This is a genomic window from Mesorhizobium abyssinicae (assembly GCF_049887195.1).
Taxonomy (GTDB): domain Bacteria; phylum Pseudomonadota; class Alphaproteobacteria; order Rhizobiales; family Rhizobiaceae; genus Mesorhizobium; species Mesorhizobium abyssinicae.
Genome location: NZ_JARAKC010000012.1, coordinates 73,317 through 98,314, shown reverse-complemented (window position 1 = coordinate 98,314; position 24,998 = coordinate 73,317). Strand labels below are relative to the sequence as shown.

The following is a 24,998-nucleotide window of genomic DNA, read 5'->3' as shown; positions in this document are numbered from 1 at the left end:
GAGATGCCCGGCAGGGCAGAGAGGGGGGCTTCGTGATACCCTCCGCGATCCTTGAATCGGCGCTCTACGTCACAGACTTAGAGGCCGCCGAAACCTTCTACCGCGACGTCATCGGCCTCGACCTGATCGCCAAGGTCGAAGGCCGCCATGTCTTCTTCCGCTGCGGGACCGGCGTGCTGCTGCTGTTCAACGCCGAGGCGACCAAAATCCCGCCGGCGCCGGACGCCAGGCTGAAGGTGCCGGCGCATGGCACGGTGGGCGAGGGCCATCTCTGCTTTGCCGCCAGCGCCGACGAGATCGCCGGCTGGCGCGAGCATCTCGCGGCACGGAACATCGCCATCGAAAGCGACTTCGAATGGCCGCAAGGCGGGCGCTCGATCTACTTTCGCGACCCCTCGGGCAATTCGATCGAATTCGCCGAGCCAAGGATCTGGGGCCTGTGATGCATTCTTTGAACGGACATAAGATCGTCGTCGCCAGCCACAATGAGGGCAAGCTGCGCGAGTTCGCCGACCTGATGGCGCCGTTCGGCTTCGAGGCGAAATCGGCCAAGCAGTACGGCCTGCCCGAGCCGGACGAGACCGGCACGACGTTCGAGGAGAACGCCTACATCAAGGCATATGCCGCGGCCAAGGCCACCGGCTTGCCGGCACTGTCCGACGATTCCGGCCTCTGCGTCGACGCGCTCGACGGCGCACCCGGCGTCTACACCGCCAACTGGGCCGAGACGCCCGACGGCAGCCGCGACTTCGGCATGGCCATGCAGCGCACGGAAGTGGCGCTGCAGGAGGTCGGCGCGGCGGAAGCCGCGCAGCGCACGGGCCGTTTCGTCGCCGTCATCTGCCTGGCGTTTCCCGACGGCGAGGCCGAATATTATCGCGGCGAGGCCGAAGGCACGCTGGTGTGGCCGCCGCGCGGCACGCTCGGCTTCGGCTACGATCCGGTGTTCCTGCCCAATGGGTTCGAAAATACCTTCGGCGAGATGAGCGCCGAGCAAAAACACGGCTGGAAGCCAGGGCAGCCGACGGCGCTGTCGCACCGCGCCCGCGCCTTCCAGAAATTCGCGCGCGCCAGGTTGGGATCGGCCTGAGATGCTGCTCGACCGCAGCCCCGGCTTCGGCGTCTACATCCACTGGCCGTTCTGCGCGGCCAAGTGCCCCTATTGCGACTTCAACAGCCATGTCCGCCATCAGCCGGTCGACCAGGAACGTTTTGCGCGCGCTTTCGCGACGGAGCTCGCGACCATGCGCGCCCGCACCGGCCCGCGCGAGGTGACCAGCATCTTCCTCGGCGGCGGCACGCCGTCGCTGATGAAGCCGGAGACGGTGGCGTCCGTGCTGGAGGCGGTGGCGAGGAACTGGACGGTGCCTGATGGCATCGAGGTGACGCTGGAGGCCAACCCGTCCTCGGTCGAGGCCGAGCGCTTCCGCGGCTATCGCGCCGCCGGCGTCAACCGCGTGTCGCTCGGCGTGCAGGCGCTGAACGACAAGGACCTGCGCTTCCTCGGCCGGCTGCACAATGTCGAGGAGGCGCTGCATGCCATCGGGCTCGCGCGCGAGATCTTTCCGCGCCTCTCCTTCGACCTGATCTATGCGCGGCCCGGCCAGACGCCGGAGGCTTGGCGAGCGGAGCTCGAGCAGGCGATCGGCCATGCCGCCGACCATCTGTCGCTCTACCAGCTCACCATCGAGGAAGGCACGCCGTTCCACGCGCTGCACGCGGCGAAGAAGTTCACCATTCCCGACAACGACCATGCCGCCGATCTCTACGCGCTGACGCAGGAGGTGACCGCCGCGCATGGGCTGCCGGCCTATGAGATTTCCAACCACGCCAGGCCTGGCGCGGAAAGCCGGCACAATTTGACCTACTGGCGCTACGGCGAATATGTCGGCGTCGGCCCCGGCGCGCATGGCCGTTTCGTCGAGAATGGGCGCCGCACGGTCACCATCGCCGAGAGGATGCCGGAAACCTGGGCCAATCTGGTCGAGGCCAAGGGCCATGGCGTCACCGGCGGCGAGATCCTGACGCGTTCCGAGGAAGCCGACGAGTTCCTGCTGATGGGGCTGCGGCTGGCCGAAGGCATCGATCTTGCGCGCTATGAGGCGTTTTCCGGACGCGGCCTGTCAAGCGCGCGACTGGCGGTGCTGCAGGAGGAAGGGCTTGTCGCGCCGGTCGGCAATTCCCGACTGCGGGCGACGACGGCCGGCATGATCGTGCTCGATGCCGTGGTGGCGGACCTGGCGCACTGAGCATGATCCCGAAAAGTGGAAGCCGGTTTTCGGACAAGATCGTGCTTGAGTAAAAGCCCTTGAAGAACATCCTCTTCGTATGCAGCCAGAACCGCTTGCGCAGCCCGACGGCCGAGCAGGTGTTTTCCAAGCGAAGGGACATCGAGGTCGCCTCGGCCGGCACCAATCACGATGCCGACAATCCGCTGACGCATGAGCTCGTCGCCTGGGCCGACATCATCTTCGTGATGGAAAAGGCGCACCGCGCTAAGCTGCAGAAGAAATTCAAGACGAGCCTGAAGCGGGCAAGGGTCATCTGCCTCGACATTCCGGACAATTACGAATTCATGGACCCTGAGCTGGTGCGGCTGCTCGAGGCTAAGGTGCCGCGATATCTGTAAAGTAGCGGTGTGCCAGCGCTGATGGCGCAGCCAATCTCCAAGCCCTGCCGATTGCGCTTCTGGTGGTGCGCGTTTCGCGGTATCCGGTTAACGCAATTGCGGAGAAAACCGACAAGGCCACCCGAAATGAACCTGACCGCTTCTTCCTGGCAATTCTGGGCGCTGCTGTCGGCGGCTTTCGCGGCGCTGACGGCGATTTTCGCCAAGGTCGGCATCGAGACGATCAATTCCGATTTTGCCACCCTGATCCGCACCGCCATCATCCTGGTCGTGCTCGCGGCCATTCTCGCCGCTAGCGGCCAGTTCCAGCCGTTGGCATCGATCTCCGGAAAAACGTGGCTGTTCCTCGGTCTTTCCGGATTGGCTACCGGCGCCTCGTGGCTCTGCTATTTCCGCGCGCTGAAAATCGGCAACGCGGCGCAGGTGGCGCCGATCGACAAACTAAGCGTCGTGCTTGTGGCGGTGTTTGGCGCGGTCTTTCTCGGCGAGCGCCTCTCCGGAGCGAACTGGCTTGGCGTCGGCCTTATCGCGGCGGGGGCGGTGCTGGTCGCCTATCGGGGCTAGCGACACGCCTTCGCGGCTGTTCCTGGTTTCGAGACGGGTGATGAAAATATCGAAGCGATTGGGCATCGTCCGGTCAGTGCTCCGTCGTGCTATCGGTTGCGGCCTTGAGCCTGGTCTTCGGCCGGCGGCGCAAACGCCGCTTGCCGGCCCCGGTTTTACCGGCGGCGTCATCGACGCTGGCCGGCAGGCTCTTGTCCCTTCGCATGGCGAAACGCTTGCGGCCCGCATAATAGGGCTCGAAAACGTCCTGAATCTTCAGGCTATCCATCCTGTGCCTCCCCGAGACTCACAGATGCGAGACTCACGGATAAAATTCGCCGGTGACGGTTTCGTTCCGCACTATGGCAAAGGCATGGCGGGCGACATTACTTCGTCGTCACGTTTTGCAACCGGGGATCAGCCGTGCCAAACAGGCTGGATGGAGGGCCAAGGGTGACCGGCGACAAACGCAGCTATGTGATCGGGCAGACCGAGATCGCGGCGCGGCCGCTCGCGCCGGCGCTCTATCTGGTGGCGACGCCGATCGGCAACCTCGCCGACATCACGCTGCGCGCGCTGGAGACGCTGGCCTCCGCCGACATCGTCGCCTGCGAGGACACGCGCGTGTCGCGCGTGCTGCTGGAGCGCTACGGCATCCGCCGCCGCACCACCGCCTATCACGAGCACAATGCCGCCGAGGCCGGACCGAAGCTGATCGCGGCGCTCGAGGCCGGGCAGAGCGTGGCGCTGATCTCGGACGCCGGGACGCCGCTGGTCTCCGATCCCGGCTACCGGCTGGTCGGCGAGGCGCTCGACCATGGCATCCGCGTCGTGCCGATCCCGGGCCCGTCGGCGGCGCTGGCGGCGCTGACCGCGTCCGGCCTGCCCTCCGACGCCTTCCTGTTCGCCGGGTTTCTGCCGGTAAAGACCGGCCAGCGGCTGACGAAACTCGAAAGCTTTAGGCAGGTACCGGCGACGCTGATCTTCTTCGAGTCGCCCAGGCGGCTGGCCGAGACGCTTGCCGCGATGGCCAAGGCGCTGGGCGGGGGACGCAAGGCGGCAATCGGCCGCGAGCTGACCAAGGCCTTCGAGGAGACGCGGACCGGCACGCTGCGGGACCTTGCCGACCACTATGCGGCGGCCGACACGCCGAAGGGCGAGATCGTCATCTGCGTCGGTCCCGCAGAGGCGAAGGCCGACGAACCTGAAGACATCGACCGGCTGCTGTTGTCGCTCGCCGCCGAAATGCCGGCCTCCAAGGCGGCAGCGGAAGCGGCGAAGATGACCGGCGGCCAGAAGCAGGCGCTCTATCGGCGGCTGCTGGAGCTCAGGGACACCGCGGCAGAGGACAGCAGTGGCTGAGCGCCCGGCCGCCAGCCGCCTGAAAGCCTATCGGCGCGGCCATCGCGGCGAATGGCTGGCGGCGCTGGCGCTGATGCTGAAGGGCTACCGGATCCTGGCGCGGCGCCACCGCACAAGGTTCGGCGAGATCGACCTGATCGCCAGGCGCGGCGACCTGGTGCTGTTCGTCGAGGTCAAGGCGCGGCGCACGCTGATGGAAGCGATGGAGGCGATCGCCTACGAATCGGAGCGCCGCATCGAGAGCGCCGCCGACCTCTGGCTGTCGCGCCAGCCCGACTATGGCAGACTGTCGGCGCGCTTCGACATGGTGGCCGTGCTGCCCTGGCGCTGGCCGGTGCATGTCGAGAACGCGTTTTATGGAAGGAATTGAGGGGCTTACCCCCAGATCATCAGCGCCACCAGCCCGAGCCCGCCGACCACCAGCCGCCACCAGCCGAACAGCGAATAGCCGTTGCGCGAGACGTAATCGAGCAGGAAGCGGACGACAAACAGCGCGGTGACGAAGGCGGCGACGAAGCCGATGGCGATGATCGGCAGGTCGGCCGAGGTCAGCACGTTGCGGTTCTTGAACAGGTCGAAGGCGAAGGCGCCGACCATGGTCGGGATGGCGAGGAAGAAGGAGAATTCCGCCGCCGCGCGCTTGTCGACGCCGAGCAGCAGCGCGCCGACGATGGTCGAGCCGGAGCGCGAGGTGCCGGGGATCAGCGACAGGCACTGGAACAGGCCAATCTGCAGATAGAGCCGCGTCGGGAAGCGCTCGACGTCGCGATAGACGGGCTTGAGGTTCATCCGATCGACCAGAAGCAGGACGACGCCGCCGATGATCAGCATGATGCAGATCAGCCGCGGCGATTCGAACAGGATGGTCTTGATGAAGTCATGCGCCAGCGCGCCGATGATGGCCGCAGGCAGGAAGGCGATGAGGATGCCGATGACGAAATGCCTGGTCAGCCGGTCGTGCGGCAGTTCGAGCAGCATCTGCCACAGGCGTTTGAAATAGACGCTGAGGATGGCGAGGATGGCGCCGAGCTGGATCAGGATCTCGAAGGCCTTGCCGGTCGAATGGAAGCCGAGGAAATGGCCGGCGAGCAGGATGTGGCCGGTCGAAGACACCGGAATGAACTCGGTCAGGCCCTCCAGCAGGCCGAGCAGCAGCGCTTCGACGATGGTCTGGCTATCCATGGCAACCTCGGGATTGGGACTCAAAGAAGGGCTTGCTTGTCATGGCGCGGAAGTCCCCCTATAGGTCGCAGCACCCTGACGGTCCGCTTTGCGGGCGGCCAAGACTTACCGGCGCGGCCGGCGATTCGCCAGTGCGCCTTATTATCGCGGGACCATGCTGACGCTCTTCCACCACCCGATGTTCGCCTCCTGCCGGTTCGTGCGCCTCGCCTTCGGCGAATATGGCGAGGAGCTGGCGCTGATCGAGGAAAAGCCGTGGACGCGGCGCAAGGAGTTTTTGGCGCTGAACCCGGCCGGAACCTTGCCGATCCTGCTTGCCGAGGGCGACGTGCCGATCGTCGGCGCCATGGTGATCGCCGAATATCTCGACGAGACGCGCGGCGTGCTGAAGCGCGACAAGCGGCTGTTCGCCGAGGACCCGATGGAGCGCGCCGAGATCCGCCGGCTGACCGACTGGTACCTGAACAAGGCCGAGAGCGAGGTGACCCGCCACCTGGTGCGCGAGCGCGTGCTGAAGCCGATCATGCCGGAGACGGCCGGCGGCGGCTCGCCCGATTCGGCGGCGATCCGCGCCGCCCGCGCCAATATCCGCCAGCACATGAAGTACACCAACTGGCTGGCCGGCACCCGCCACTGGCTGGCCGGCAGCAGGGTGACCTATGCCGACCTCGCGGCAGCGGCCGCACTTTCGGTGCTCGACTATCTGGGCGAGATCGACTGGCGCGAGCACACCGCGGCGCGGGAATGGTATACAAGGGTGAAGTCACGGCCCTCGTTCCGGCCACTTCTGTCCGACCGGGTGCGCGGCCTGTCGCCGGTGTCGCATTATGCGGACCTCGATTTCTAGGACGCACAGCCTGCGCGCGTTGATCGACGGCGAGGCCAGGCGCGCCGGTTTCGACGCCGTCGCCGTCACCAGGCCCGATGCCATCCCGCTGGCGCCGGCCAGGCTCGCCGAATTCGTCGCCGACGGTTTTCATGGCTCGATGGGCTGGATCGCCGAGACGATCGAACGCCGGGCCGAACCATCGACGCTGTGGCCCGAAGTGCGCTCGATCGTCGTGCTGGCCATGAACTACGGGCCGGACCACGATCCGCGCAAGCTGCAGGCAAGGCGCGACCGCGGCGCGATCTCGGTCTATGCGCAGAACCGCGACTATCACGATATTATGAAGGGACGGCTGAAGGAGATCGCCGGCAAGATCGTGGCAAAGGCCGGCGGCGACGTCAAAGTCTTCGTCGACACCGCGCCGGTGATGGAAAAGCCGCTCGCCGAGGCCGCCGGCCTCGGCTGGCAAGGCAAGCACACCAATCTGGTCAGCCGCCAGCACGGCTCGTGGCTGTTCCTCGGCACCATCTTCACCACGGCGGAGCTGGAGCCCGACACGGCGGAGCAGGACCATTGCGGCTCCTGCCGCGCCTGCCTCGACGCCTGCCCGACCGACGCTTTTCCGGCGCCCTACCGGCTCGACGCGCGGCGCTGCATCTCCTACCTCACCATCGAGAACAAGGGGCCGATCCCGCGCGAATTCCGCGACAAGATCGGCAACCGCATCTATGGCTGCGACGATTGTCTCGCCGCCTGCCCGTGGAACAAGTTCGCCCGCACCGCCTCGGAGGCGAAGCTTGCCGCGCGCGCGGATTTGCGCGAGCCGCCGCTGGCGGAGCTGCTCAGCTTCGGCGACGCGGCCTTCCGCAGCTTTTTCTCGGGTTCGCCGATCAAGCGCATCGGTCGCGACCGTTTCATCCGTAATGTGCTGATCGCCGCCGGCAATTCGGGCGATGCCGCGCTGGCGGGCGCGGTCCGTGCCTTGCTGGGCGACGCCTCGCCGCTGGTGCGAGGTGCGGCCGTCTGGGCGCTGTCCAGGCTTCTACCCGACACCGAGTTCGCCGAGCGCGCCGCCACCGCCCTGGCAACCGAAGATGACATGACGGTGCGCGACGAATGGCTGTCGGCGCAGCCAGCAAAGGTCCATGCATGAGTGAAAAGCAGTTCTTCGTCTTTGGCGCCGGCTATTCCGGCAAGGCCTTCGCCCGCGCCAGCCGGGATGGGGTGACAATCCGCGGCACGACGCGCTCGCCGGAGAAGTTCGCGGTGCTCGGCCAGGCCGGCATCGCGCCGCTGCGCTTCGACGGCGCGCTGACGGCCGAGATCGGCGAGGCCTTGAAAACGACCACCCATTTGATCGCCTCGGTGGCGCCGGAAGAGGCCGGCGACCCGGTGCTCGGCGCCGCGCGCGAGGCGATCGCAGCGATGCCGGCCCTGGAATGCATCGCCTATCTCTCCACCGTCGGCGTCTATGGCGACCATGGCGGCGGCTGGGTGGACGAGAGGGCCGAGTGCCGACCGGTGTCGAAGCGCTCGGTGATGCGGGTGGCCGCCGAACAGGAGTGGCTGAAGCTCGGCCAGGAGATCGGCCGGCCGGTGGCGATCCTGCGCCTCTCCGGCATCTACGGTCCGGGCCGCAACGCGCTGGTCAACCTGGCCGACGGCACCGCCAGACGGCTGGTCAAGCCCGGCCAGGTGTTCAACCGCATCCATTGCGACGACATCGCCGGCGCGCTCTGGCATTTGGCCGGGAAAAATAGCGGCGGCATCTTCAACGTCACCGACGACGAGCCGGCGCCGCCGCAGGATGTCGTCGCCTATGCCGCCGGCCTGATGGGCGTCGAGCCGCCGCCGGAAATCGCCTTCGAGACGGCGCAGCTTTCGCCGATGGCGCGCTCCTTCTACGGCGAGAACAAGCGCGTCTCCAACGCCGCGATCAAGGCGGCCGGCTACGGCTTTGCCTTCCCCGACTACCGCTCGGCCCTCGACCATATGTGGGCCGACGGCAGCTGGCGCGAGGGCGAGCCGCGCAGCCCGATTAAACGCGCTGATTAAAGCGCGGCGCCGGGCATGCTATGATTCGCGTCGCGGCCGCTCTCGAGGCTCGGGCGGCGCGACAGGAGAGGGATGCGGCTTCATGGTGACCTCGTTGCGATCATTGCCCGTCAGGCGGCCGTTCCTGACGGCGACGCTGGCGATCCTGGCGCTGGCCGGGCTGGCGGCGGGCGCGCTGACGGCCGAGCCGCGGGCAAAAGACCTGTTCGGGGCCGAGAAGCTGCCGGCGGTGGCGGCGGCGCAATCCTTCGGCTTCTATTCCAAGGGCTGCTTCGCCGGCGGCGTCGCCATTCCGATGGACGGACCGAGCTGGGAAGTGATGCGCCCCTCGCGCAACCGCCGCTGGGGCCATCCGGCGATGATCGCGCTGATCGAGAAGCTGGCGCGCGACGCGCATGCCGACGGCTGGCCCGGCCTTCTGATCGGCGACATCTCGCAGCCGCGCGGCGGGCCGATGCTGACCGGCCACGCGTCGCACCAGATCGGCCTCGACGCCGACATCTGGCTGACGCCGATGCCCAGCCGGCCGCTGTCGATTGCGCAGCGCGAATCGATGAGCGCCACCCTGATGGTCGACGAGAAGACGCATCTGGTGAAGGACGCGCTGTGGACGACGCGGCACAGGCAACTGTTGAAGCGCGCGGCGAGCTATCCCGAGGTCGAGCGCATCCTGGTCAATCCGGGCATCAAGAAGAAACTGTGCGACACGGTGAAGGGCGACCGTTCCTGGCTGCGTAAGATCCGGCCGTTCTGGGGCCACGACTATCATTTCCACATGCGCATCGGCTGCCAGCCGGGCTCGCACGGCTGCAAGGCGCAGGAAGCGACGCCGACCGATGACGGCTGCGGCAAGCCGCTGGCCTGGTGGTTCACCGCGGAGCCGTGGCGCCCCAACAAGAACCCGGACGCGCCGAAGGCGCGCGACATCATGACGATGGCGAACCTGCCGAAGGAATGCCGGGCGGTGCTCGACGCGCCAAACCCCGCTTCGGCGGAAGCCGTCACCTATCATGGCGACGGCCTACCGATCGCAGGCGACAGCGTGCCGATCGCGGCCGCCGAACCGCCGCCGCCCGTGGCGGAACCGACGGTGCCGGTTGGGGCCGCGGCGCTGCCGGCCTCGGCGAGCGCTTTTGCGCCGACCCCGAAAATCGGCATTCCACTGCCACGGCCAAGGCCGGAAAACTGACGCCAGGCATTCCGGGCTAATTGTCGAAGCAGGCGCCGCCCCTCATCGCCCTGCCGGGCACTTCTCCCCGTATAGTGACGGGGAGAAGGGGGCAGGCCGCAGCGCCGGCGCCCTTTCCGCAACGCTGATGATTGGCGAAATCGGCGATGACAGCGTCCCTCTCCCCGTCACCATACGGGGAGAGGGTGCCGGCAGGCAGGTGAGGGGCGGCGCAGACGTTGAAAAGGTACGGAATTCAAGCCTGACGCCGAAGCCGCTTTCCCTTTACAAGTCCATGCGATAGTCAACGAATGACAGCGGCAGATGGCCGGAACAGAACGAAAGAAGAGTATGGCAGGTGAAGACGAGACAACGCTGCGGTTTCCGGTCCTGATCGGCGACATCGGCGGCACCAATGCGCGCTTCTCGATCGTGCTCGACGCCAATTCGGAGCCGACCGAGCCGCAGATCGTCCAGACCGCCAATTTCAACACCATCGACGAGGCGATCCAGGCGGCGGTGCTCGACCGTTCCTCGGTGCGGCCGAATTCGGCCGTGCTGGCGATCGCCGGGCCGGTCGACGGCGACGAGATCCCGCTCACCAATTGCCCCTGGGTGGTCAAGCCGAGGCAGATGTTCGCCAATCTGGGCCTGAGCGAGGTCGTCGTGCTCAACGACTTCGAGGCGCAGGCGCTGGCCGTCGTGGCGCTCGGCGAGGAGCATATGGAGAAGATCGGCGGCGGCACGCCGGAGCCGAACGCCAGCCGCGTCGTGCTCGGCCCCGGCACCGGGCTCGGCGTTGCCGGGCTGATCCATGCGCTCAACCACTGGATACCGGTGCCCGGCGAAGGCGGACACATGGATATCGGCCCGCGCTCGCCGCGCGATTTCCAGGTTTTCCCGCATATAGAGCGGCTCGAAGGCCGCGTTTCCGGCGAGCAGATCCTGTGCGGGCGCGGCCTGGTCAATGTCTACCGCGCGGTGGCCAAGGCCGACGGCAAGCCGGCGCCCTTCAGCGCGCCGGCCGAGATCACCGGCGCGGCGCTGGCGAAGTCCGACCCGGTGGCGGAGGAAGCGCTGTCGCTGTTCGTCACCTGCCTCGGCCGCACCGCCGGCGACCTGGCGCTGGTGTTCATGAGCCGGGGCGGCGTCTTCCTCACCGGCGGCATCGCGCAGAAGATCGTGCCGGCGCTGAAAGCGGGCAATTTCCGCGCCGCTTTCGAGGACAAGGCGCCGCACAGCGCCTTGCTGCGCGCGATGCCGGTCTATGTCATCACGCATCCGCTGGCGGCGCTTCTCGGCCTCGCCGCCTATGCCAGGAATCCCTCGCTGTTCGGCGTGCAGACGGCGGGGCGGCACTGGCGGGTGTAGCGCTTCGCGCCCTGGTTGTCGGATCGCGAATCGCGCCGCGACGAAGTTTCGCCATAGGCAAGCCGCGACGGGAACGCTAAGAGGGGTGCCGAATTTCCAGACGGAACCACGGAACGACCCTCGATTTGAACCAGCTTCAACACCAAGCGATAGCCCGGCCCGGCGAGACCTGGGCGGTGCTGCGCCGCATCATCGCCGAAAACGGCCGCGAATACCGCTCAGCCTACATCTTCGCCACCCTGTGCCTGCTGACCGTGTCCGCAACGACGGCCTTCACCGCCTGGGTGATGAGCCCGGTCGTCAACCAGATCTTCTATGAGCGACGCGGCGATCTGATCGTGCTGATCTGCGCCGGGATCATGGGCTCCTTCACGCTGCGCGGGCTGGCCACCTATGGCCAGGCGGTGACGCTGGCGCGGATCGGCAACAATCTGGTGGCGCGCTATCAGCGCCGCATCTTCGACCACCTGATGAAGCTCGGCGTCGGCTTCTTCAACGACACCCGTTCGGGCCAGCTCGCCGCGCAGGTCAACGAGAACATCAACGGCATCCGCGACCTGTTGTCGATGACGCTGACCTCGATCGCGCGCGACGGCGTGACGCTGCTCGGCCTCATCTGCGTCATGATCTACCAGGATCCGCTGCTGTCGCTGTCGTCGCTGCTGATCGGACCGCCGCTGATCTACACCGTCGTCTATCTGATGCGCCGCGTACGCCGCATCGCGCGCGAATCCGTGCAGATCAACTCGCGGCTGATCGGCGCCATGCAGGAGGCGACGCAAGGCATCGCCATCGTCAAGGCGTTCACCATGGAGGGCGAACTGGCGCGCCGCATCGGCAAGCTCGCCGAGAGTGCCGAGCAGCGGGGCAACAAGATCGCTCGCGTCTCGGAGCGGCTGACGCCGATTTCCGACATGCTGGCCGGCCTCGCCGTCACCGGCGTCATTGCCTATTCCGGCTACCGGGCGCTGGTCCTCGGCCAGCCGCCGGGCGCGGTGTTCTCCTTCATCACGGCGCTGATCCTGGCCTATGATCCGGCGCGGCGTCTGGCGCGCATGCAGGTTGGCATGGAGCGGTCGCTGGTCAACGCGCGCATGATCTACGAGCTTCTCGACCAGCAGCCGCAGCAGGGCGATGCGACCGGCGCGGTCGAAGCGAGGATCACCACCGGCGAGGTGCGTTTCAATAATGTCTCGTTCCGCTATGCCGCCGACGCGCCGGTGCTCAAGGAATTGAGCTTTACCGCCGCCGCCGGCAAGGTGACGGCCATCGTCGGCGCATCCGGCGCCGGCAAGTCGACGCTAGTGGCGCTGCTGCAGCGCTTCTACGATGTCGAGGCCGGCAGCATCGAGGTTGACGGCCAGGACATTTCCAGGCTGACGAAGCATTCGCTTCGCAGCTCGATCGCCTATGTCTCGCAGGGGCCCTATTTGTTCGAGGGCACGATCCGCGACAACATCCGCTATGGCCGGCTTTCGGCCACGGATGCGGAGATCGAATGGGCGGCAAAGCAGGCGGCGGCGGACGAGTTCATCCGCCAGCAGCCGCAAGGCTACGACACGCCGGTCGGCGAGAACGGCGTGACGCTATCGGGCGGACAGCGCCAGCGCGTCTCGATCGCCCGCGCCATCGTGCGCCAGGCGCCGATCCTTTTGCTCGACGAGGCGACCTCGGCGCTCGACAATGAGGCTGAGGCGCGCGTCCAGGAGGCGCTGACCCATGTCATGGAAGGGCGCACGACCATCGTCATCGCGCACCGGCTGTCGACCGTGGTGAATGCCGACCACATCATCGTGCTGGAAGAGGGCCGGCTGGTCGAGGAAGGCACCCATGCCTTGCTGATGGCCGATCCGCACAGCGTCTATGCCCGTTTCCACCGGGTGCAGGGCAAGAAGGGTCTGGGGCTTGTCGACGACGCCAAGCCCATCCAAACTCCGCCGCCGCGCAGCCGCGCGAAGAGGGCGGTCGGGAGAGAGGCATGAGCGAAACGGGCGATATGGGCCTGGTGGTGGTTGGCGCGGCCGGCCGGATGGGCCAGACGCTGATCCGCGCCATCCACACGATGCCGGGGGCGCGCGTCGCTGGCGCCGTCGAGCGGCCGGGATCGCCCTATCTCGGCAAGGATGCGGGCGAGCTCGCCGGCATCGGCATCATCAACGTGCCGATATCGGACGATCCGCTGCCTGCCTTCGCCAAGGCCGACGGCGTGCTCGATTTCACCGCGCCGGCGGCGACCGTCGAATTCGCCGGCTACGCGGCGCAGGCGCGCATCGTCCATGTCATCGGCACCACCGGCTGCTCGGCGGACGACAACGCCGCGATAGCGGCAGCTGCCCGCCACGCGACGATCGTCAAATCAGGCAATATGAGCCTCGGCGTCAATCTGCTGGCGGTGCTGGTGGAGCAGGCCGCGCGCGCGCTCGACGGCGACGATTTCGACATCGAGATCCTGGAAATGCACCACCGCCACAAGGTCGACGCGCCTTCGGGAACGGCGCTTCTGCTCGGCGAAGCAGCGACGGCCGGGCGCGAGATCCCGCTTGCCGGCAACGACGTGCGCGTGCGCGACGGCCATACCGGCGTGCGCAAGCCGGGCACGATCGGCTTCGCCACGCTGCGCGGCGGCTCGGTGGTCGGCGACCACTCGGTGGTGCTGGCCGGCACCGGCGAGCGCATCACGCTGTCCCACCATGCCGAGGACCGGGCGATCTTCGCGCGCGGAGCCGTAAAAGCCGCGCTTTGGGCTCGCGCGAAGAAGCCCGGACTTTATTCGATGCGGGACGTGCTCGGCCTGAGCTGAGGCGGCCTCTTCCAATATTTTTGTTCTACGCAATTCCGGACGGAAAACCGCGACACACTTTTCCTGGAATTGCTCAAACTCGAAGGAGCAAACATGTCGAGAACCCTCGTGCTCGTGCGCCACGGCCAGAGCGACTGGAACCTGAAGAACCTGTTCACCGGCTGGCGCGACGTCGACCTGACCGAGCAGGGCCATGCCGAGGCCAAGGCCGCCGGCCAGAAGCTCAAGGCACGCGGGCTGAAGTTCGACATCGCCTTCACCTCAGCGCTGATCCGGGCGCAGAAGACCTGCCAGCACATCCTCGACGCGGTCGGCCAGAGCGATCTCAAGACCATCCGTGATCAGGCGCTGAACGAGCGCGACTATGGCGATCTCTCCGGCCTCAACAAGGACGACGCGCGCAAGAAATGGGGCGAGGAGCAGGTGCATATCTGGCGCCGCTCCTACGACGTCTCGCCGCCCGGCGGCGAAAGCCTGAAGGACACCGGCGCGCGCGTCTGGCCCTATTACTTGCACGACCTGCAGCCGCACGTGCTGCGTGGCGAGACCGTGCTGGTGGCCGCGCACGGCAATTCGCTGCGCGCGCTGATCATGGCGCTGGACGGCAAGAGCGGCGAGGAGATCGTCAAGCTCGAGCTCGGCACCGGCGTGCCAGTGATCTACACGCTCAACGCCGATTCGACCGTGGCGTCGAAGGAAGTGCTGGAAGGCTGAGCTTTCGCCGGCGGCGGGAGCCAGGGGCGGTGGCTCTCCGGGCCAATCACCTCCGGTCTGATTTCCGTCCGCCCCTTTTTGCCCGACGCCTGTGCCGCCCCTCACCTACCTGCCGGCATCCTCTCCCCGTATAGTGACGGGGAGAGGGGCGCTGTCGTCGCCGATTTCGCCAATCACCAGGTTGCAAACAAGGCGCCGACGATGCGGCCGCCCCTTCTCCCCGTCACTATACGGGGAGAAGTGCCCGGCAGGGCGATGAGGGGCAGTGCCGACATCGGCAAAAAAGCGCGTTGACACACACCGCTTGCCCGCTTACATGAGCCCGCACCAGCCCAGATGGCGGAATTGGTAGACGCGCACGGTTCAGGTCCGTGTTCCGCAAGGAGTGGAGGTTCGAGTCCTCTTCTGGGCACCATCTATCCCGACTGCCAACGGGATTAGCGCCTTCCGCAGTGTTGTCGTTTTTCGCCGGCTTTCGCATCGGATGCCACTTGAGCGCGAATTGCGACGTTCGAGATTAGCCGCTGGCCTCTGACCTTCGTGACGAAGAGGCGAGGGCAGTGTCCCAACAAACCGCTTCAAACTCATCGGCCCCGGCGCTACGGTCCGCCCCATGGCCCCCTCCGTCAGCCCGACCATCGCCGCCCGCCGTGACCAGATGTTTCCTGTCCTGGCGGAAGTGGACATCGAACGCATGCGCCGCTTCGGTACGGCGAGCTCCTACGCAGCGGGCGAATCTATCGTTGTAGCCGGCGAGGTGTCGCCCGGCCTGATCCTCATCCTGTCCGGCAAGGTCGAGATCACGCAGGCCGGCGGGCTCGGGCCGCGCGAGGCGATCATCTCCTACGGCGCCGGCAACTTCATCGGCGAGCTGGCGCAGCTCTCGAGCCGGCCGTCGCTGATCAATGCGGAAGCCACCGAACCGGTCGAGGCCATCGTCATCCCCTCGCAGCGGCTGCGCGATCTGATGGTGCAGGAGGCGAACCTCGGCGAGCGGATCATGCGGGCGCTGATCCTGCGCCGCGTCGGGCTGCTGGAGAGCGGCTTCAGCGGGCCGATCATCATCGGCCCTCCCGGCAATGGCGACGTGCTGAGGCTGCAGGGCTTTCTCACCCGCAGCGGCCTGCCGCACCGCGCGCTCGATTCCGAGACCGACCCCTGCGCCAGGACGCTGACCGAGCGTTTCCATGTCGATCCGCATCACCTGCCGATCGTGCTGTGTCCGAACGGCAAGCTGCTGCACAATCCGGGCGATCACGAACTCGCGCGCTGCGTCGGCCTGCTGCGGCCCGTCGATGCCAGCAAGGTCTACGACGTGGCGGTCGTCGGCGCCGGGCCGGCGGGACTGGCAGCCGCTGTCTATGCGGCCTCCGAAGGGCTGTCGACGATCGTGCTCGACTGCCGCGCCTTTGGCGGGCAGGCGGGGGCGTCGGCGCGCATCGAGAACTATCTCGGCTTCCCGACCGGCATCACCGGCATGGCGCTGATGGCGCGCGCCTACAACCAGGCGCAGAAGTTCGGCGTCGAAATGGTGATCCCCGACGAGGCGAAGCTGCTCAGCGGCGACAGCAACCTGTCCGGCTACAGGCTCGATGTCGGCGATGGCGAGACGGTGCACACGCGCACGGTGGTGATTGCCAGCGGCGCGCGCTACCGCCGCCTCGATCTGGCCAATCTGGCGCAGTTCGAGGGCACGTCGGTGCACTATTGGGCGTCGCCGATCGAGGCGCGGCTTTGCCGGGATCAGGAGGTGGCGCTGGTCGGCGCCGGCAATTCGGCCGGCCAGGCGGCGGTCTTCCTGGCCAGCCAGGTGGGCAAGGTGACGCTGCTGGCGCGCCGCGGCAGTCTCCACGAAACCATGTCGCGCTATCTGGTCGAGCGCATCGAGGCGCAGCCGAACATCGAGGTGCTGGCCGAGACCGAGATCGTTGCGCTGGACGGCCGCGAGAGCAACCTCGAGCGGGTGCGATGGCGCAACCGCGCGACCGGCACCGAGACGACGCGAACAATCCGCCATCTCTTCCTGTTCATCGGCGCCGACCCCAACACGGACTGGCTGGCGAAATGCAACGTGGCGCTCGACGCCAAGGGTTTTGTCCGCACCGGACCAGAGGTGGCGCAGGGACATGGCCTGATGGAGACGAGCCGCAGCGGCGTGTTTGCCATCGGCGATGTTCGCTGCGGCTCGATCAAGCGCGTCGCCGCCGCCGTCGGCGAAGGCGCCCAGGTGGTGGCGGCGCTGCATGCCTATCTTGCTCAGAACGGCGGCGGCGCTCAATCCGAACAGGCGAGGAGATCGTAATGGACGAGTGCCGGCACACGAGCGACATCAGGCAAGTCACGCCGAGCGCGCTCGGCTGCGAGGAATGCCTGAAGAGCGGATCATGGTGGGTGCATCTCAGGCTCTGCCGCACCTGTGGCCATGTCGGCTGCTGCGACGACTCGCCCAACCGCCACGCCACCAAGCATTTTCACGCGACCAGCCATCCGGTCATCGAGGGCTACGACCCGCCGGAAGGCTGGGCATGGTGCTATGTCGACGAGGTGTTCATCGACCTCGGCGATGATATGACGCCGCAGAACGGGCCGATCCCGAAGTTTGTTTGAGGCGGCGCGAGGCCACGCATCTAGGACGGCTGCGCTATTTCACCGAGCTCGTGACGGTCCGGTCAATGGCGTCGGGAACGGATTTGCGTTCGTTGCCGGCAAGGGCCGCGATGATCAGCAGGCTGGCGACGACCGGAACGAACAGCAAGGCGACCCGCGCCTGCACGTAAAAAATGGCGCGCCATTCGCTGCGCTTTTCGGGGCTGTCGCTCATCGTGCTCACTCTGTCCTGCCTCCCGAGGCGGGAGATAGTAGCGAAGCGTTAAACAACCCCTTCCGAATCCGTTAACTCGCGAATTTCGAACGGTCTGCCGTGGCGCGAAAGTTCGTGTCGACAAGACCGCTGGACGCTGTTGGCGCCAATGCTCAGGTCGGCCAACCGGATCAACTGATCGGCAAGGCAAACAGCCTGCCGCCGGCCGGCACGACGTCGTCGATGCCGGCAAGCCGCAGGCAGTGCCAGGCCATGGCGTGGTTGGAGGAGGTGACGGGAATGCCGATGCGCTGCTCCAGCGCCGCCACCGCCTCGGCAACGCGCAGGCTGGTGCAGGAGATGAAGATGGCGTCGACGCCGGGCACGGCGGCCATGCGCCCGGCCGCCGCCTCGATCGAGGCCAGTGAGATGCGGGCGGCCTCGCGGTCGTCGCGCCGGTCGAAGGTGGCGACGGCCGCGATGTCCAGGCCGCGCCCGCTGAAATAGGCGACGAGGCCGCGGTTGATCTCGGGCGCGTAAGGCGTCAGCAGGCCGATGCCCCTGGCGCCGAGCGCCTTGAAGGCGGCGAGCGCGCCGGTGACCGGCGTGGTGCAGGCGACCCCCGGCCTCGCCTTGCGGATCTCGGCGAACACGGCTTCCTCGCCGAGCGTCATCGTCGCCGAGGTGCAGCCGAAGCCGACGACGTCGAGCGGGATGCTGGGCAGGATCAGGTCGACGGTCGGCGCGATGCGCGGGCCGATGGCGCGCAGCGTTTCGGGCGTGATGTCGTTGTCGTTGAAGAGCCGTGCCTCGTAGAAGGCGACACCGGGAATGCGCACCAGCGCGCGGAACTCATGCTCCAGCGTCTGGTCGGTGGCGAGGATCGCCAGCCCGATCGCGGCGCGCGAGGCGAGGCCGCCGTCGATCTCCGAGGGCAGGACGCCGAGATCGACAGGTCCCGAAGCGGCGAGGGGCGCGGCGGCTGGGTTGGCGGACATGGCGTTCCCTTTCTTGTCAGAGCGGGATCGATCCTGCTCTCAGTTCAAAAGTCCATCCATCGAAATCGCCGGCCGGCGCCCGCCGATCAGGTCGGCGGTGATGCGGGCCGAGCCGTGCGACATGGTCCAGCCGATATGGCCGTGGCCGGTGTTGAGGTAGAGGTTGCGCAGACGCCGCTGTCCGAACTCCGGCAGGTTGTTCGGCGTCATCGGCCGCAAGCCCGCCCACATCTCTGCGCGGTCGTAATCGGCGCCTTCCGGGTAGAGCTCCTCGGTCACGCCCTTCATGAAAGCGAAGTCGGCCGGTCTGTGGCTGGTGTCGTAGCCGGCGAACTCGGCCGTTGCGGTAACGCGCAGGCGGTCGCCGAAGCGCGAGATGGCGACCAGATTGTGCTCGTCGACTGAAGCGATGGTCGGCGGCGCCGGGCGGTTGCCGACCGGGATGGTCAGGGAATAGCCCTTGATCGGATAGATCGGCAGGCTGATGCCGATGGTTTTGGCCAGCAGCGGGCTGTAGGAGCCGAGCGCCAGCACATAGGCATCGCCCATGAAGACGCCCTTGTCGGTCCGCACCTGCGCGACGGCATCGCCCGAGGTCTCGATGCCGGTGATGGTGGTGCCGGTGCGGATTTCGCCGCCGCGCCCGGCGATCTTCGCGGCAAGCGCCCGGGTGAACTTCGCCGGATCGCCGGTCTCATCGGTCGGGCAATAGATGCCGCCGGCGATCTTTTCCCGCGCCGAGGCCAGCGACGGATCGAGTGCCACGACGCCCTCGCGATCCAGCAGCCTGATCTCCTGCCCGTCGGACTCCAGCAGCTTCATGTGCTCGACACCCTTGTCGAGCGCCTGCTGGCTGCGGTGGAAGTAGAGGATGCCGCGATCGTTGCGGTCATAGTCTATTTGCTCGTCGGCGACGACCTCGCGCAGCACGCCCTGCGAATAGGCGGCAAGGCGATGCTTGAGCAGTGTGTTGCGCCTGGCCTTTTCCGCCGTGCATTCCATCAGGAAGAGCCACGACCAGCTGTAAAGCCTGGGATCGGCCGACATCCTGAAGCGCAGCGCCTGGTCCTTCAGCACCAGCGATTTCAAAAGGATCATCGGCGCTTTCGGCGACGACCAGACGAAGGAATGGCCGGGCGCGATCATGCCGGCATTGCCCCAGCTCGTCTCGGCGGCGACCTGAGGCTGGCGCTCGATGAGCACCACCTCGTGGCCGTCCTTCTGCAGCTGGTAGGCGGTGGTGACGCCAACCACGCCGCCACCCAGCACGATCACGCGCATGACGCCTCCGGAGATCGCAAAGCGGAGGCAGTTTAGAGCGTGGATTGCGCTCTGCAATGGCACACATACCGAGATGTCGGCGGGACAGCGATGACTATGTCAGCCCCTCAACGCCTGCTCCAGATCCGCGATCAGATCATCCCCATCCTCGATGCCGGCCGAGAGCCTGACCAGCGAATCCGATATCCCGATCGCGCCGCGCTTCTCCGCCGGGATCGAGCCGTGCGTCATCAGCGCGGGATGCTCGATCAGGCTCTCGACGCCGCCGAGGCTTTCGGCCAGGGTGAACAGCTGCGTGCGTTCGAGGAAGCGCTTTGTCCCCGCCAGATCGCGGTCGAGCTCGACCGAGATCATGCCGCCGAAGGCATGCATCTGGCGTTTGGCGATTTCGTGCTGCGGGTGGCTGGCGAGGCCGGGATAGATGACGCGGCGCACATCGTTACGACTTTCCAGCCACTCGGCGATCTTCAGGCCGTTCGCCGAATGCCGCTCCATCCGCAGCGCCAGTGTCTTGATGCCGCGCAGCGCCAGAAAGGAGTCGAACGGGCCGGAGATGGCGCCGATGGCGTTCTGCAGGAATTTCAGCCGGTCGGCCAGATCCTGGTTGTCGCCGACCACCGCGACGCCGCCGACCATGTCGGAATGGCCGTTGAGGTACTTCGTCGTCGAGTGGACGACGATGTCGATGCCGAGTTCGAGCGGCCGCTGGATGTAGGGGCTGCAAAAAGTGTTGTCGGCGACGGTGAGCAGGCCCTTGCGCTTGGCCAAAGCGGCGACCGCCTCGAGATCGACGATGCGCAGCAGCGGGTTGGTCGGCGTCTCGACCCAGAGCAGTTTCGTCTCGGGGCGGATGGCGGCTTCGACGGCGGCGAGGTCGGTGAAGTCGGCGAAGCTGACCTGCAGCCCGGCCGAGCGCTTGCGCACCCGTTCCAGCAAGCGAAACGTGCCGCCATAGATGTCGTCGGTGGCGACGATCTGGGCGCCGGCATCGAGCAGTTCCAGCACGGTCGAGATCGAGGCCAGGCCGGAGGCGAAGGCGAAGGCTCGCGTGCCGCTTTCGAGATCGGCCACGGCGCGCTCGAAGGCGAAGCGGGTCGGGTTCTGGCTGCGGGCGTACTCAAAACCCTTGTGCACGCCGGGCGACTGCTGGCCGTAGGTGGAGGTGGCGTAGATCGGCACCATCACCGCGCCGGTCGTCGGGTCGTGGCTCTGGCCGCCATGGATGGTGCGGGTCGAAAAGGCCAGGCGGTTCCTGCCCGTTGCATTGCTCGTCATCTTGCGCGGCGCCTCAGATGGTTGATCAGGTCGATACGGGTTATCAGGCCGATGAACTCCTCGCCATCGAAGACGATGGCGACCTCGTTGCGGTCGAAGACCGGCAGCAGCGCATCGAGCGTCTGGCTGGCCTGCAGCGTGTGCAGATTGGAGGTCATGGCGGTGCGCACCGGGCCGTTGAAGCGGTCCCAGCGGCCGTCATAGGGGCCGTCGACCTTGGCGAGGATGTCGCCCTCGTCGACGATGCCGACCAGCTTGCCGTCGTCGAGCACCGGCAGTTGCGAGACATCGGAGCGGCGCATGCGGCCATAGGCGTTGAGCAGGCTTTCCTCCGGCCCGACCCAAACCGTGTCGCCGGTGCGGTGCGAGCGCATGACGAGGTCGCGCAAATCGCCATGCTGCTCCTGCTCGGCCAGGCCCTGCTCGGCCAGCCAGAAATCGTCGAAGACCTTCGACAGGTATTTGTTGCCGCTGTCGCAGACGAAGGTGACGACGCGTTTCGGCGCCGTCTGCTCGCGGCAATAGCGGAGCGCGGCCGACAACAGCGTGCCGGAGGACGAGCCGGCCAAAATGCCTTCGCGGGAAAGCAGATCGCGCACCGCCAGCATGCTCTGCTTGTCGGGGATGGAATAGGCCTTCCTGACCAGCGACAGATCGGCATTGGGCGGCACGAAATCCTCGCCGATGCCTTCGACGGTCCAGCTGCCGGCCTCTTCCATCTTGCCGGTCTTGATCAGCGGCGCCAGCACCGAGCCGACCGGGTCGGCCAGCACCATCTCGGTCTTCGGCGAATGTTTCGCGAAATAGCGGCCGAGCCCGGTCAGCGTGCCGCCGGAGCCGACGCCGACCACCGCCGCGTCGACATCGCCGTCGAGCTGGGCGAGGATTTCCGGGCCGGTGGTGGTCACGTGCGCCAGCGGGTTGGCCGGGTTGGCAAACTGGTTGGCATAAAAGGCGCCGGGCGTTTCGGCGGCGATCTTCTCGGCCATGTCCTGGTAATATTCGGGATGGCCCTTGCCGACGTCGGAGCGGGTCATGCGCACCTCGGCGCCGAGCGCGCGCAGATGCTGGATCTTCTCGCGCGACATCTTGTCGGGGACGACGAGGATGATGCGGTAGCCCTTGGGGATGCCGACCTGAGCAAGACCGAGGCCCGTATTGCCGGCGGTCGCCTCGACGATGGTGCCGCCGGGCCTGAGCTTGCCCTGCCGCTCGGCGGCGGCGATCATCGACAGCGCGATGCGGTCCTTGATCGAGCCGCCGGGATTCTGGCTTTCGAGCTTGATGAACAGCCGGCACTTGCCGGTGTCGAACTTGGTCAGCTCGACGATGGGGGTCTGGCCGATCAGGTCGAGCACCGACGCATAGGGCGGGCGCAGGCGGGAAACGGCACTGTCGGCTTTTCCGTGCTCGCTCATGCAAAAAGCTCCATGGTGAAAACCTAGCGTCTTTTCCAGCCGATCGCTGCCGGAAAGAAGATAGATCGTGCCAATCGGAGGGCGAGTGGAGGAATGAAATTCCATGATGCGGCCGCCGAACCGGGAGAGGGCAGATGGCGCCCCGCGGGAGGCGCCTCAGATGCGCGAGCGGCTGGCCCAGCCGAGCCCGAGCAATCCCACCAGCATCGTCAGTATTCCGATATAGAGCCAATGCGTCTGGCCGGTCATGAAGCTGCCGCGCACAAGACCGAGGCCCTGAAGGGACCAGAGCAGGCCGATCGCGAGCACGATAAGCGCCAGCACAAACCGCATCAATCGCATCGGTGGGATTCCCTTCGCAAGTCGATCGTCGACTCAGTCACGGCGGCAATGAAAGAGCGGAAGGAAGCGATCCAATCGCGCCCGTCTGTACTTGCGTATTGATGCCCGATCCAGCCAGACACAACCAGAAAACCGGTGCGAATGATCATCGAGAATACGCCGCGCAAGCCGGGAAGACTCATGACAAACTGTTTCCCGGCGACTCCAAACGTGTGCCGTTGCCATGGAACCGCCAGATGGCGGCCGCATTTCCTGCCTTAATTGCTTCCTAACGGCTGGGGTCTGTCCAAACGGAGCCATTCCCCAAAGATGATGAAGACAAAGCAAACCGCGCTTGTCGCGGTAACGGTTGCGGCTGGCCTGATGGTCGGCGCCTCCGCCTCCTCCGCCGCCGCGCAATGCGGCCGCGCCTCCTGGTACGCGCTGCACTCGCGCACCGCTTCCGGCGAACGCATGAACCCGTCGGCGCTAACCGCCGCGCACCGCACCTTGCCCTTCGGCACCAAGCTCAAGGTGACCAACAAGAACAACGGCCGCAGCGTCGTGGTGCGCATCAACGACCGCGGCCCGTTCATCAAGGGGCGCGTGCTCGATCTCTCGAAGGGCGCAGCCAGCCAGCTCGGCTTCATCGGCTCGGGCCACACCGCCGTGTGCATGGCGCGGGTGTGATATGTCTGACATGTCCGGCCAGAGGGCCGGACATACTTCCTGCACACTTCCGCAGCGCACAGTGAGCCGGCTGCCGCCCGCCAAGGCGGATTCTCAAGGCTTTGGCCGAAAGAACCATTGATCACTCGACATGACGTATTGCATCGCACCAATATCTTGTTAACCTCGCCGCGAGACATTTGAGGCTCGGCGCTGCACGTCGTCCTTGGGTCGCAGCAGCAGCGGGGTCTTCTTGATGTACTACCAGCTCTACGAACTGAACCACGCCGCGCTGCAGCCGGCTCGCGTCTATGCCGACGCGGTGAAGATGTTCTACACCAACCCGCTCAATCCGATCGCGCACACGCCCTGGGGCCGCTCGGTGGCGGCTACCGCCGAACTGTTCGAGCGCACCACGCGCCGCTACGGCAAGCCGCAATTCGGCCTGAAAAAGACCGTCGTCGACTGGAAGAGCGTCGACGTCAGCGAAAAGACCGTGTGGTCGAAGCCTTTCTGCAACCTGATCCGTTTCGAGCGGGCCGTTCCCGCTGGCCGCAAGCCCGATCCGAAGCTTTTGATCGTGGCGCCGATGTCGGGACACTACGCGACGCTGCTGCGCGGCACGGTGGAGGCGATGCTGCCCTATGCCGACGTGCACATCACCGACTGGGTCGATGCCCGCATGGTGCCGCTGGCCGACGGCGGCTTCGATCTCGACGACTATATCGACTACATCATCGAGATGTTCCATGCGCTCGGTCCCGACACCCATGTGATGGCGGTGTGCCAGCCCTCGGTGCCGGTGCTGGCGGCGGTGGCGCTGATGGAAAAGCGCGGCGACCCGTTCGTGCCCTCGACGATGACGCTGATGGGCGGGCCGATCGACACCCGCCGCAATCCGACGGCGGTCAATTTGCTGGCCGAGGAAAAGGGCAGCGGCTGGTTCCGCGACAATGTCATCATGCAGGCGCCGTGGCCGGTGCCTGGCTTCGGCCGCGAGGTCTATCCCGGCTTCCTGCAGCTGTCGGGCTTCATGAGCATGAACCTCGACCGCCACATCATCGCCCACAAGGACTTCTTCATGCACCTGGTGAAGCATGACGGCGACAATGCCGAGAAGCACCGCGATTTCTACGACGAATATCTGGCGGTGATGGACCTGACGGCGGAGTTCTACCTGCAGACGGTCGACACCGTGTTCGTCCGCCACGCCCTGCCCAAGGGCGAGATGATGCATCGCGGCGAGGCCGTCGACACCTCGGCGATCCGCAATGTCGCGCTGTTGACGGTCGAGGGCGAGAACGACGACATTTCCGGTCTCGGCCAGACCCAGGCCGCGCACGATCTGTGCGTCAACATCCCGGCCGACCGGCAGGCCCACTACATGCAGCCGGCGGTCGGCCATTACGGTGTTTTCAACGGCTCGCGCTTCCGCTCCGAAATCGTGCCGCGCATCGTCGACTTCATCACCAGCTACGGCCGCCAGACCCGCGTCGCGGCAAAGCCGAAGCTGGTGCGCTCGGCCAAGGGCTGAGCAAGACCGCAAGGCCGGGCCGCCGCGACGGCGGCTTTCGGCATATCCG

At 66.4% G+C, this 24,998-nt stretch carries 27 protein-coding genes and 1 tRNA gene; 20 read left to right on the top strand and 8 right to left on the bottom strand.

Going from position 1 to position 24,998, the window contains the following annotated elements; all coding sequences use genetic code 11:
• The first annotated feature begins 32 nt into the window (after positions 1-32).
• From PU724_RS23450 to PU724_RS23430, 5 genes are all read left to right on the top strand, one after another.
• Positions 33-443, top strand: coding sequence for a VOC family protein (locus PU724_RS23450; RefSeq protein WP_354423922.1), 411 nt, complete (start codon positions 33-35; stop codon positions 441-443).
• Complete coding sequence (gene rdgB / locus PU724_RS23445; RefSeq protein WP_354423920.1) at positions 443-1,090, top strand: RdgB/HAM1 family non-canonical purine NTP pyrophosphatase; 648 nt, start codon at positions 443-445, stop codon at positions 1,088-1,090. The genes PU724_RS23450 and rdgB overlap by 1 nt, the downstream gene beginning before the upstream one ends.
• Before the next feature lies 1 nt (position 1,091).
• A complete protein-coding gene (hemW, locus tag PU724_RS23440; protein WP_354423918.1) occupies positions 1,092-2,249 on the top strand; it encodes a radical SAM family heme chaperone HemW in 1,158 nt (385 codons plus the stop codon).
• Between the two features lie 59 nt (positions 2,250-2,308).
• Positions 2,309-2,629, top strand: coding sequence for a low molecular weight protein tyrosine phosphatase family protein (locus tag PU724_RS23435; RefSeq protein ID WP_354423916.1), 321 nt, complete (start codon positions 2,309-2,311; stop codon positions 2,627-2,629).
• A gap of 126 nt (positions 2,630-2,755) precedes the next feature.
• Positions 2,756-3,193: an EamA family transporter gene (locus tag PU724_RS23430; RefSeq protein ID WP_127284849.1), complete on the top strand. Its 438-nt coding sequence runs from the start codon at positions 2,756-2,758 to the stop codon at positions 3,191-3,193.
• A gap of 73 nt (positions 3,194-3,266) precedes the next feature.
• On the opposite strand, the gene PU724_RS23425 is transcribed toward PU724_RS23430, so the two are convergent.
• A complete protein-coding gene (locus tag PU724_RS23425; protein WP_354423914.1) occupies positions 3,267-3,461 on the bottom strand; it encodes a hypothetical protein in 195 nt (64 codons plus the stop codon).
• 164 nt (positions 3,462-3,625) lie between these two features.
• Between PU724_RS23425 and rsmI the strand changes: the two genes are divergently transcribed.
• Both rsmI and PU724_RS23415 read left to right on the top strand, forming a co-directional pair.
• Positions 3,626-4,534, top strand: a complete 909-nt coding sequence (gene rsmI, locus PU724_RS23420) for a 16S rRNA (cytidine(1402)-2'-O)-methyltransferase (protein ID WP_354423912.1) — start codon at positions 3,626-3,628, stop codon at positions 4,532-4,534.
• Positions 4,527-4,904, top strand: a complete 378-nt coding sequence (locus tag PU724_RS23415) for a YraN family protein (protein ID WP_127284846.1) — start codon at positions 4,527-4,529, stop codon at positions 4,902-4,904. The genes rsmI and PU724_RS23415 overlap by 8 nt, the downstream gene beginning before the upstream one ends.
• 5 nt (positions 4,905-4,909) lie before the next feature.
• On the opposite strand, the gene PU724_RS23410 is transcribed toward PU724_RS23415, so the two are convergent.
• Positions 4,910-5,716, bottom strand: coding sequence for an undecaprenyl-diphosphate phosphatase (locus PU724_RS23410; protein ID WP_127287370.1), 807 nt, complete (start codon positions 5,714-5,716; stop codon positions 4,910-4,912).
• 154 nt (positions 5,717-5,870) lie between these two features.
• Here PU724_RS23410 and PU724_RS23405 point away from each other — a divergent pair, with 154 nt between their 5' ends.
• From PU724_RS23405 to PU724_RS23355, 11 genes are all read left to right on the top strand, one after another.
• A complete protein-coding gene (locus tag PU724_RS23405; RefSeq protein ID WP_127310994.1) occupies positions 5,871-6,563 on the top strand; it encodes a glutathione S-transferase family protein in 693 nt (230 codons plus the stop codon).
• Positions 6,544-7,698 (top strand): tRNA epoxyqueuosine(34) reductase QueG, encoded by a 1,155-nt coding sequence (gene queG, locus PU724_RS23400; RefSeq protein ID WP_135859507.1) that lies wholly within the window; start codon positions 6,544-6,546, stop codon positions 7,696-7,698. The genes PU724_RS23405 and queG overlap by 20 nt, the downstream gene beginning before the upstream one ends.
• On the top strand, positions 7,695-8,600 hold the full coding sequence (locus PU724_RS23395) for an SDR family oxidoreductase (RefSeq protein WP_354423909.1): 906 nt from the start codon (positions 7,695-7,697) through the stop codon (positions 8,598-8,600). The genes queG and PU724_RS23395 overlap by 4 nt, the downstream gene beginning before the upstream one ends.
• An 82-nt stretch (positions 8,601-8,682) precedes the next feature.
• The gene (gene mepA, locus PU724_RS23390; protein WP_354423907.1) at positions 8,683-9,789 is read left to right on the top strand and encodes a penicillin-insensitive murein endopeptidase; all 1,107 of its coding nucleotides are present in this window, start codon (positions 8,683-8,685) and stop codon (positions 9,787-9,789) included.
• A gap of 330 nt (positions 9,790-10,119) precedes the next feature.
• On the top strand, positions 10,120-11,139 hold the full coding sequence (locus tag PU724_RS23385; protein WP_127286527.1) for a glucokinase: 1,020 nt from the start codon (positions 10,120-10,122) through the stop codon (positions 11,137-11,139).
• Positions 11,140-11,264: 125 nt separating this feature from the next.
• Positions 11,265-13,121: an ABC transporter ATP-binding protein gene (locus PU724_RS23380; RefSeq protein WP_189524344.1), complete on the top strand. Its 1,857-nt coding sequence runs from the start codon at positions 11,265-11,267 to the stop codon at positions 13,119-13,121.
• Positions 13,118-13,939 carry a 4-hydroxy-tetrahydrodipicolinate reductase gene (gene dapB / locus PU724_RS23375; RefSeq protein WP_354423905.1) on the top strand — a complete coding sequence of 274 codons (822 nt, stop codon included), beginning with the start codon at positions 13,118-13,120 and terminating at the stop codon, positions 13,937-13,939. The genes PU724_RS23380 and dapB overlap by 4 nt, the downstream gene beginning before the upstream one ends.
• A gap of 93 nt (positions 13,940-14,032) precedes the next feature.
• Positions 14,033-14,653 carry a 2,3-bisphosphoglycerate-dependent phosphoglycerate mutase gene (locus PU724_RS23370; RefSeq protein ID WP_127286529.1) on the top strand — a complete coding sequence of 207 codons (621 nt, stop codon included), beginning with the start codon at positions 14,033-14,035 and terminating at the stop codon, positions 14,651-14,653.
• A gap of 330 nt (positions 14,654-14,983) precedes the next feature.
• Positions 14,984-15,068: transfer RNA gene (locus tag PU724_RS23365), tRNA-Leu, on the top strand.
• Positions 15,069-15,266: 198 nt separating this feature from the next.
• The gene (locus tag PU724_RS23360) at positions 15,267-16,955 is read left to right on the top strand and encodes an FAD-dependent oxidoreductase (protein ID WP_354423903.1); all 1,689 of its coding nucleotides are present in this window, start codon (positions 15,267-15,269) and stop codon (positions 16,953-16,955) included.
• Positions 16,955-17,260, top strand: coding sequence for a UBP-type zinc finger domain-containing protein (locus tag PU724_RS23355; RefSeq protein WP_354423901.1), 306 nt, complete (start codon positions 16,955-16,957; stop codon positions 17,258-17,260). The genes PU724_RS23360 and PU724_RS23355 overlap by 1 nt, the downstream gene beginning before the upstream one ends.
• Before the next feature lie 34 nt (positions 17,261-17,294).
• On the opposite strand, the gene PU724_RS23350 is transcribed toward PU724_RS23355, so the two are convergent.
• From PU724_RS23350 to PU724_RS23325, 6 genes are all read right to left on the bottom strand, one after another.
• Positions 17,295-17,474 (bottom strand): hypothetical protein, encoded by a 180-nt coding sequence (locus tag PU724_RS23350; protein ID WP_202298531.1) that lies wholly within the window; start codon positions 17,472-17,474, stop codon positions 17,295-17,297.
• A 170-nt stretch (positions 17,475-17,644) separates the two neighbouring features.
• Positions 17,645-18,451 carry a maleate cis-trans isomerase family protein gene (locus tag PU724_RS23345; protein WP_354423899.1) on the bottom strand — a complete coding sequence of 269 codons (807 nt, stop codon included), beginning with the start codon at positions 18,449-18,451 and terminating at the stop codon, positions 17,645-17,647.
• A gap of 39 nt (positions 18,452-18,490) precedes the next feature.
• Entirely contained in the window at positions 18,491-19,732 is a 1,242-nt protein-coding gene (locus PU724_RS23340; RefSeq protein ID WP_354423897.1) for a D-amino acid dehydrogenase, read from the bottom strand.
• A gap of 99 nt (positions 19,733-19,831) precedes the next feature.
• Positions 19,832-21,007 (bottom strand): cystathionine gamma-synthase, encoded by a 1,176-nt coding sequence (locus PU724_RS23335; protein ID WP_354423895.1) that lies wholly within the window; start codon positions 21,005-21,007, stop codon positions 19,832-19,834.
• The gene (locus PU724_RS23330; RefSeq protein ID WP_354423893.1) at positions 21,004-22,425 is read right to left on the bottom strand and encodes a pyridoxal-phosphate dependent enzyme; all 1,422 of its coding nucleotides are present in this window, start codon (positions 22,423-22,425) and stop codon (positions 21,004-21,006) included. Before PU724_RS23330 ends, PU724_RS23335 begins: the two co-directional genes overlap by 4 nt.
• 156 nt (positions 22,426-22,581) lie before the next feature.
• Complete coding sequence (locus PU724_RS23325) at positions 22,582-22,767, bottom strand: hypothetical protein (RefSeq protein WP_127284870.1); 186 nt, start codon at positions 22,765-22,767, stop codon at positions 22,582-22,584.
• Positions 22,768-23,076: 309 nt separating this feature from the next.
• On the opposite strand from PU724_RS23325, the gene PU724_RS23320 reads away from it, so the two are divergent.
• Positions 23,077-23,436 carry a septal ring lytic transglycosylase RlpA family protein gene (locus PU724_RS23320; RefSeq protein WP_127284871.1) on the top strand — a complete coding sequence of 120 codons (360 nt, stop codon included), beginning with the start codon at positions 23,077-23,079 and terminating at the stop codon, positions 23,434-23,436.
• 235 nt (positions 23,437-23,671) lie between these two features.
• Positions 23,672-24,949: a polyhydroxyalkanoate depolymerase gene (locus tag PU724_RS23315; protein WP_354423891.1), complete on the top strand. Its 1,278-nt coding sequence runs from the start codon at positions 23,672-23,674 to the stop codon at positions 24,947-24,949.
• Positions 24,950-24,998 lie beyond the last annotated feature (49 nt).

What these genes read in the sequence shown, in the direction of transcription:
- rdgB (WP_354423920.1), top strand. Translation starts at nt 443, where the DNA reads ATGCATTCTTTGAACGGACATAAGATCGTCGTCGCCAGCCACAATGAG.
- hemW (WP_354423918.1), top strand. Translation starts at nt 1,092, where the DNA reads ATGCTGCTCGACCGCAGCCCCGGCTTCGGCGTCTACATCCACTGGCCG.
- PU724_RS23430 (WP_127284849.1), top strand. Translation starts at nt 2,756, where the DNA reads ATGAACCTGACCGCTTCTTCCTGGCAATTCTGGGCGCTGCTGTCGGCG.
- PU724_RS23425 (WP_354423914.1), bottom strand. Translation starts at nt 3,461, where the DNA reads ATGGATAGCCTGAAGATTCAGGACGTTTTCGAGCCCTATTATGCGGGC.
- PU724_RS23410 (WP_127287370.1), bottom strand. Translation starts at nt 5,716, where the DNA reads ATGGATAGCCAGACCATCGTCGAAGCGCTGCTGCTCGGCCTGCTGGAG.
- PU724_RS23405 (WP_127310994.1), top strand. Translation starts at nt 5,871, where the DNA reads ATGCTGACGCTCTTCCACCACCCGATGTTCGCCTCCTGCCGGTTCGTG.
- queG (WP_135859507.1), top strand. Translation starts at nt 6,544, where the DNA reads ATGCGGACCTCGATTTCTAGGACGCACAGCCTGCGCGCGTTGATCGAC.
- PU724_RS23395 (WP_354423909.1), top strand. Translation starts at nt 7,695, where the DNA reads ATGAGTGAAAAGCAGTTCTTCGTCTTTGGCGCCGGCTATTCCGGCAAG.
- mepA (WP_354423907.1), top strand. Translation starts at nt 8,683, where the DNA reads ATGGTGACCTCGTTGCGATCATTGCCCGTCAGGCGGCCGTTCCTGACG.
- PU724_RS23385 (WP_127286527.1), top strand. Translation starts at nt 10,120, where the DNA reads ATGGCAGGTGAAGACGAGACAACGCTGCGGTTTCCGGTCCTGATCGGC.
- dapB (WP_354423905.1), top strand. Translation starts at nt 13,118, where the DNA reads ATGAGCGAAACGGGCGATATGGGCCTGGTGGTGGTTGGCGCGGCCGGC.
- PU724_RS23370 (WP_127286529.1), top strand. Translation starts at nt 14,033, where the DNA reads ATGTCGAGAACCCTCGTGCTCGTGCGCCACGGCCAGAGCGACTGGAAC.
- PU724_RS23360 (WP_354423903.1), top strand. Translation starts at nt 15,267, where the DNA reads ATGGCCCCCTCCGTCAGCCCGACCATCGCCGCCCGCCGTGACCAGATG.
- PU724_RS23355 (WP_354423901.1), top strand. Translation starts at nt 16,955, where the DNA reads ATGGACGAGTGCCGGCACACGAGCGACATCAGGCAAGTCACGCCGAGC.
- PU724_RS23350 (WP_202298531.1), bottom strand. Translation starts at nt 17,474, where the DNA reads ATGAGCGACAGCCCCGAAAAGCGCAGCGAATGGCGCGCCATTTTTTAC.
- PU724_RS23345 (WP_354423899.1), bottom strand. Translation starts at nt 18,451, where the DNA reads ATGTCCGCCAACCCAGCCGCCGCGCCCCTCGCCGCTTCGGGACCTGTC.
- PU724_RS23340 (WP_354423897.1), bottom strand. Translation starts at nt 19,732, where the DNA reads ATGCGCGTGATCGTGCTGGGTGGCGGCGTGGTTGGCGTCACCACCGCC.
- PU724_RS23335 (WP_354423895.1), bottom strand. Translation starts at nt 21,007, where the DNA reads ATGACGAGCAATGCAACGGGCAGGAACCGCCTGGCCTTTTCGACCCGC.
- PU724_RS23330 (WP_354423893.1), bottom strand. Translation starts at nt 22,425, where the DNA reads ATGAGCGAGCACGGAAAAGCCGACAGTGCCGTTTCCCGCCTGCGCCCG.
- PU724_RS23325 (WP_127284870.1), bottom strand. Translation starts at nt 22,767, where the DNA reads ATGCGATTGATGCGGTTTGTGCTGGCGCTTATCGTGCTCGCGATCGGC.
- PU724_RS23320 (WP_127284871.1), top strand. Translation starts at nt 23,077, where the DNA reads ATGATGAAGACAAAGCAAACCGCGCTTGTCGCGGTAACGGTTGCGGCT.
- PU724_RS23315 (WP_354423891.1), top strand. Translation starts at nt 23,672, where the DNA reads ATGTACTACCAGCTCTACGAACTGAACCACGCCGCGCTGCAGCCGGCT.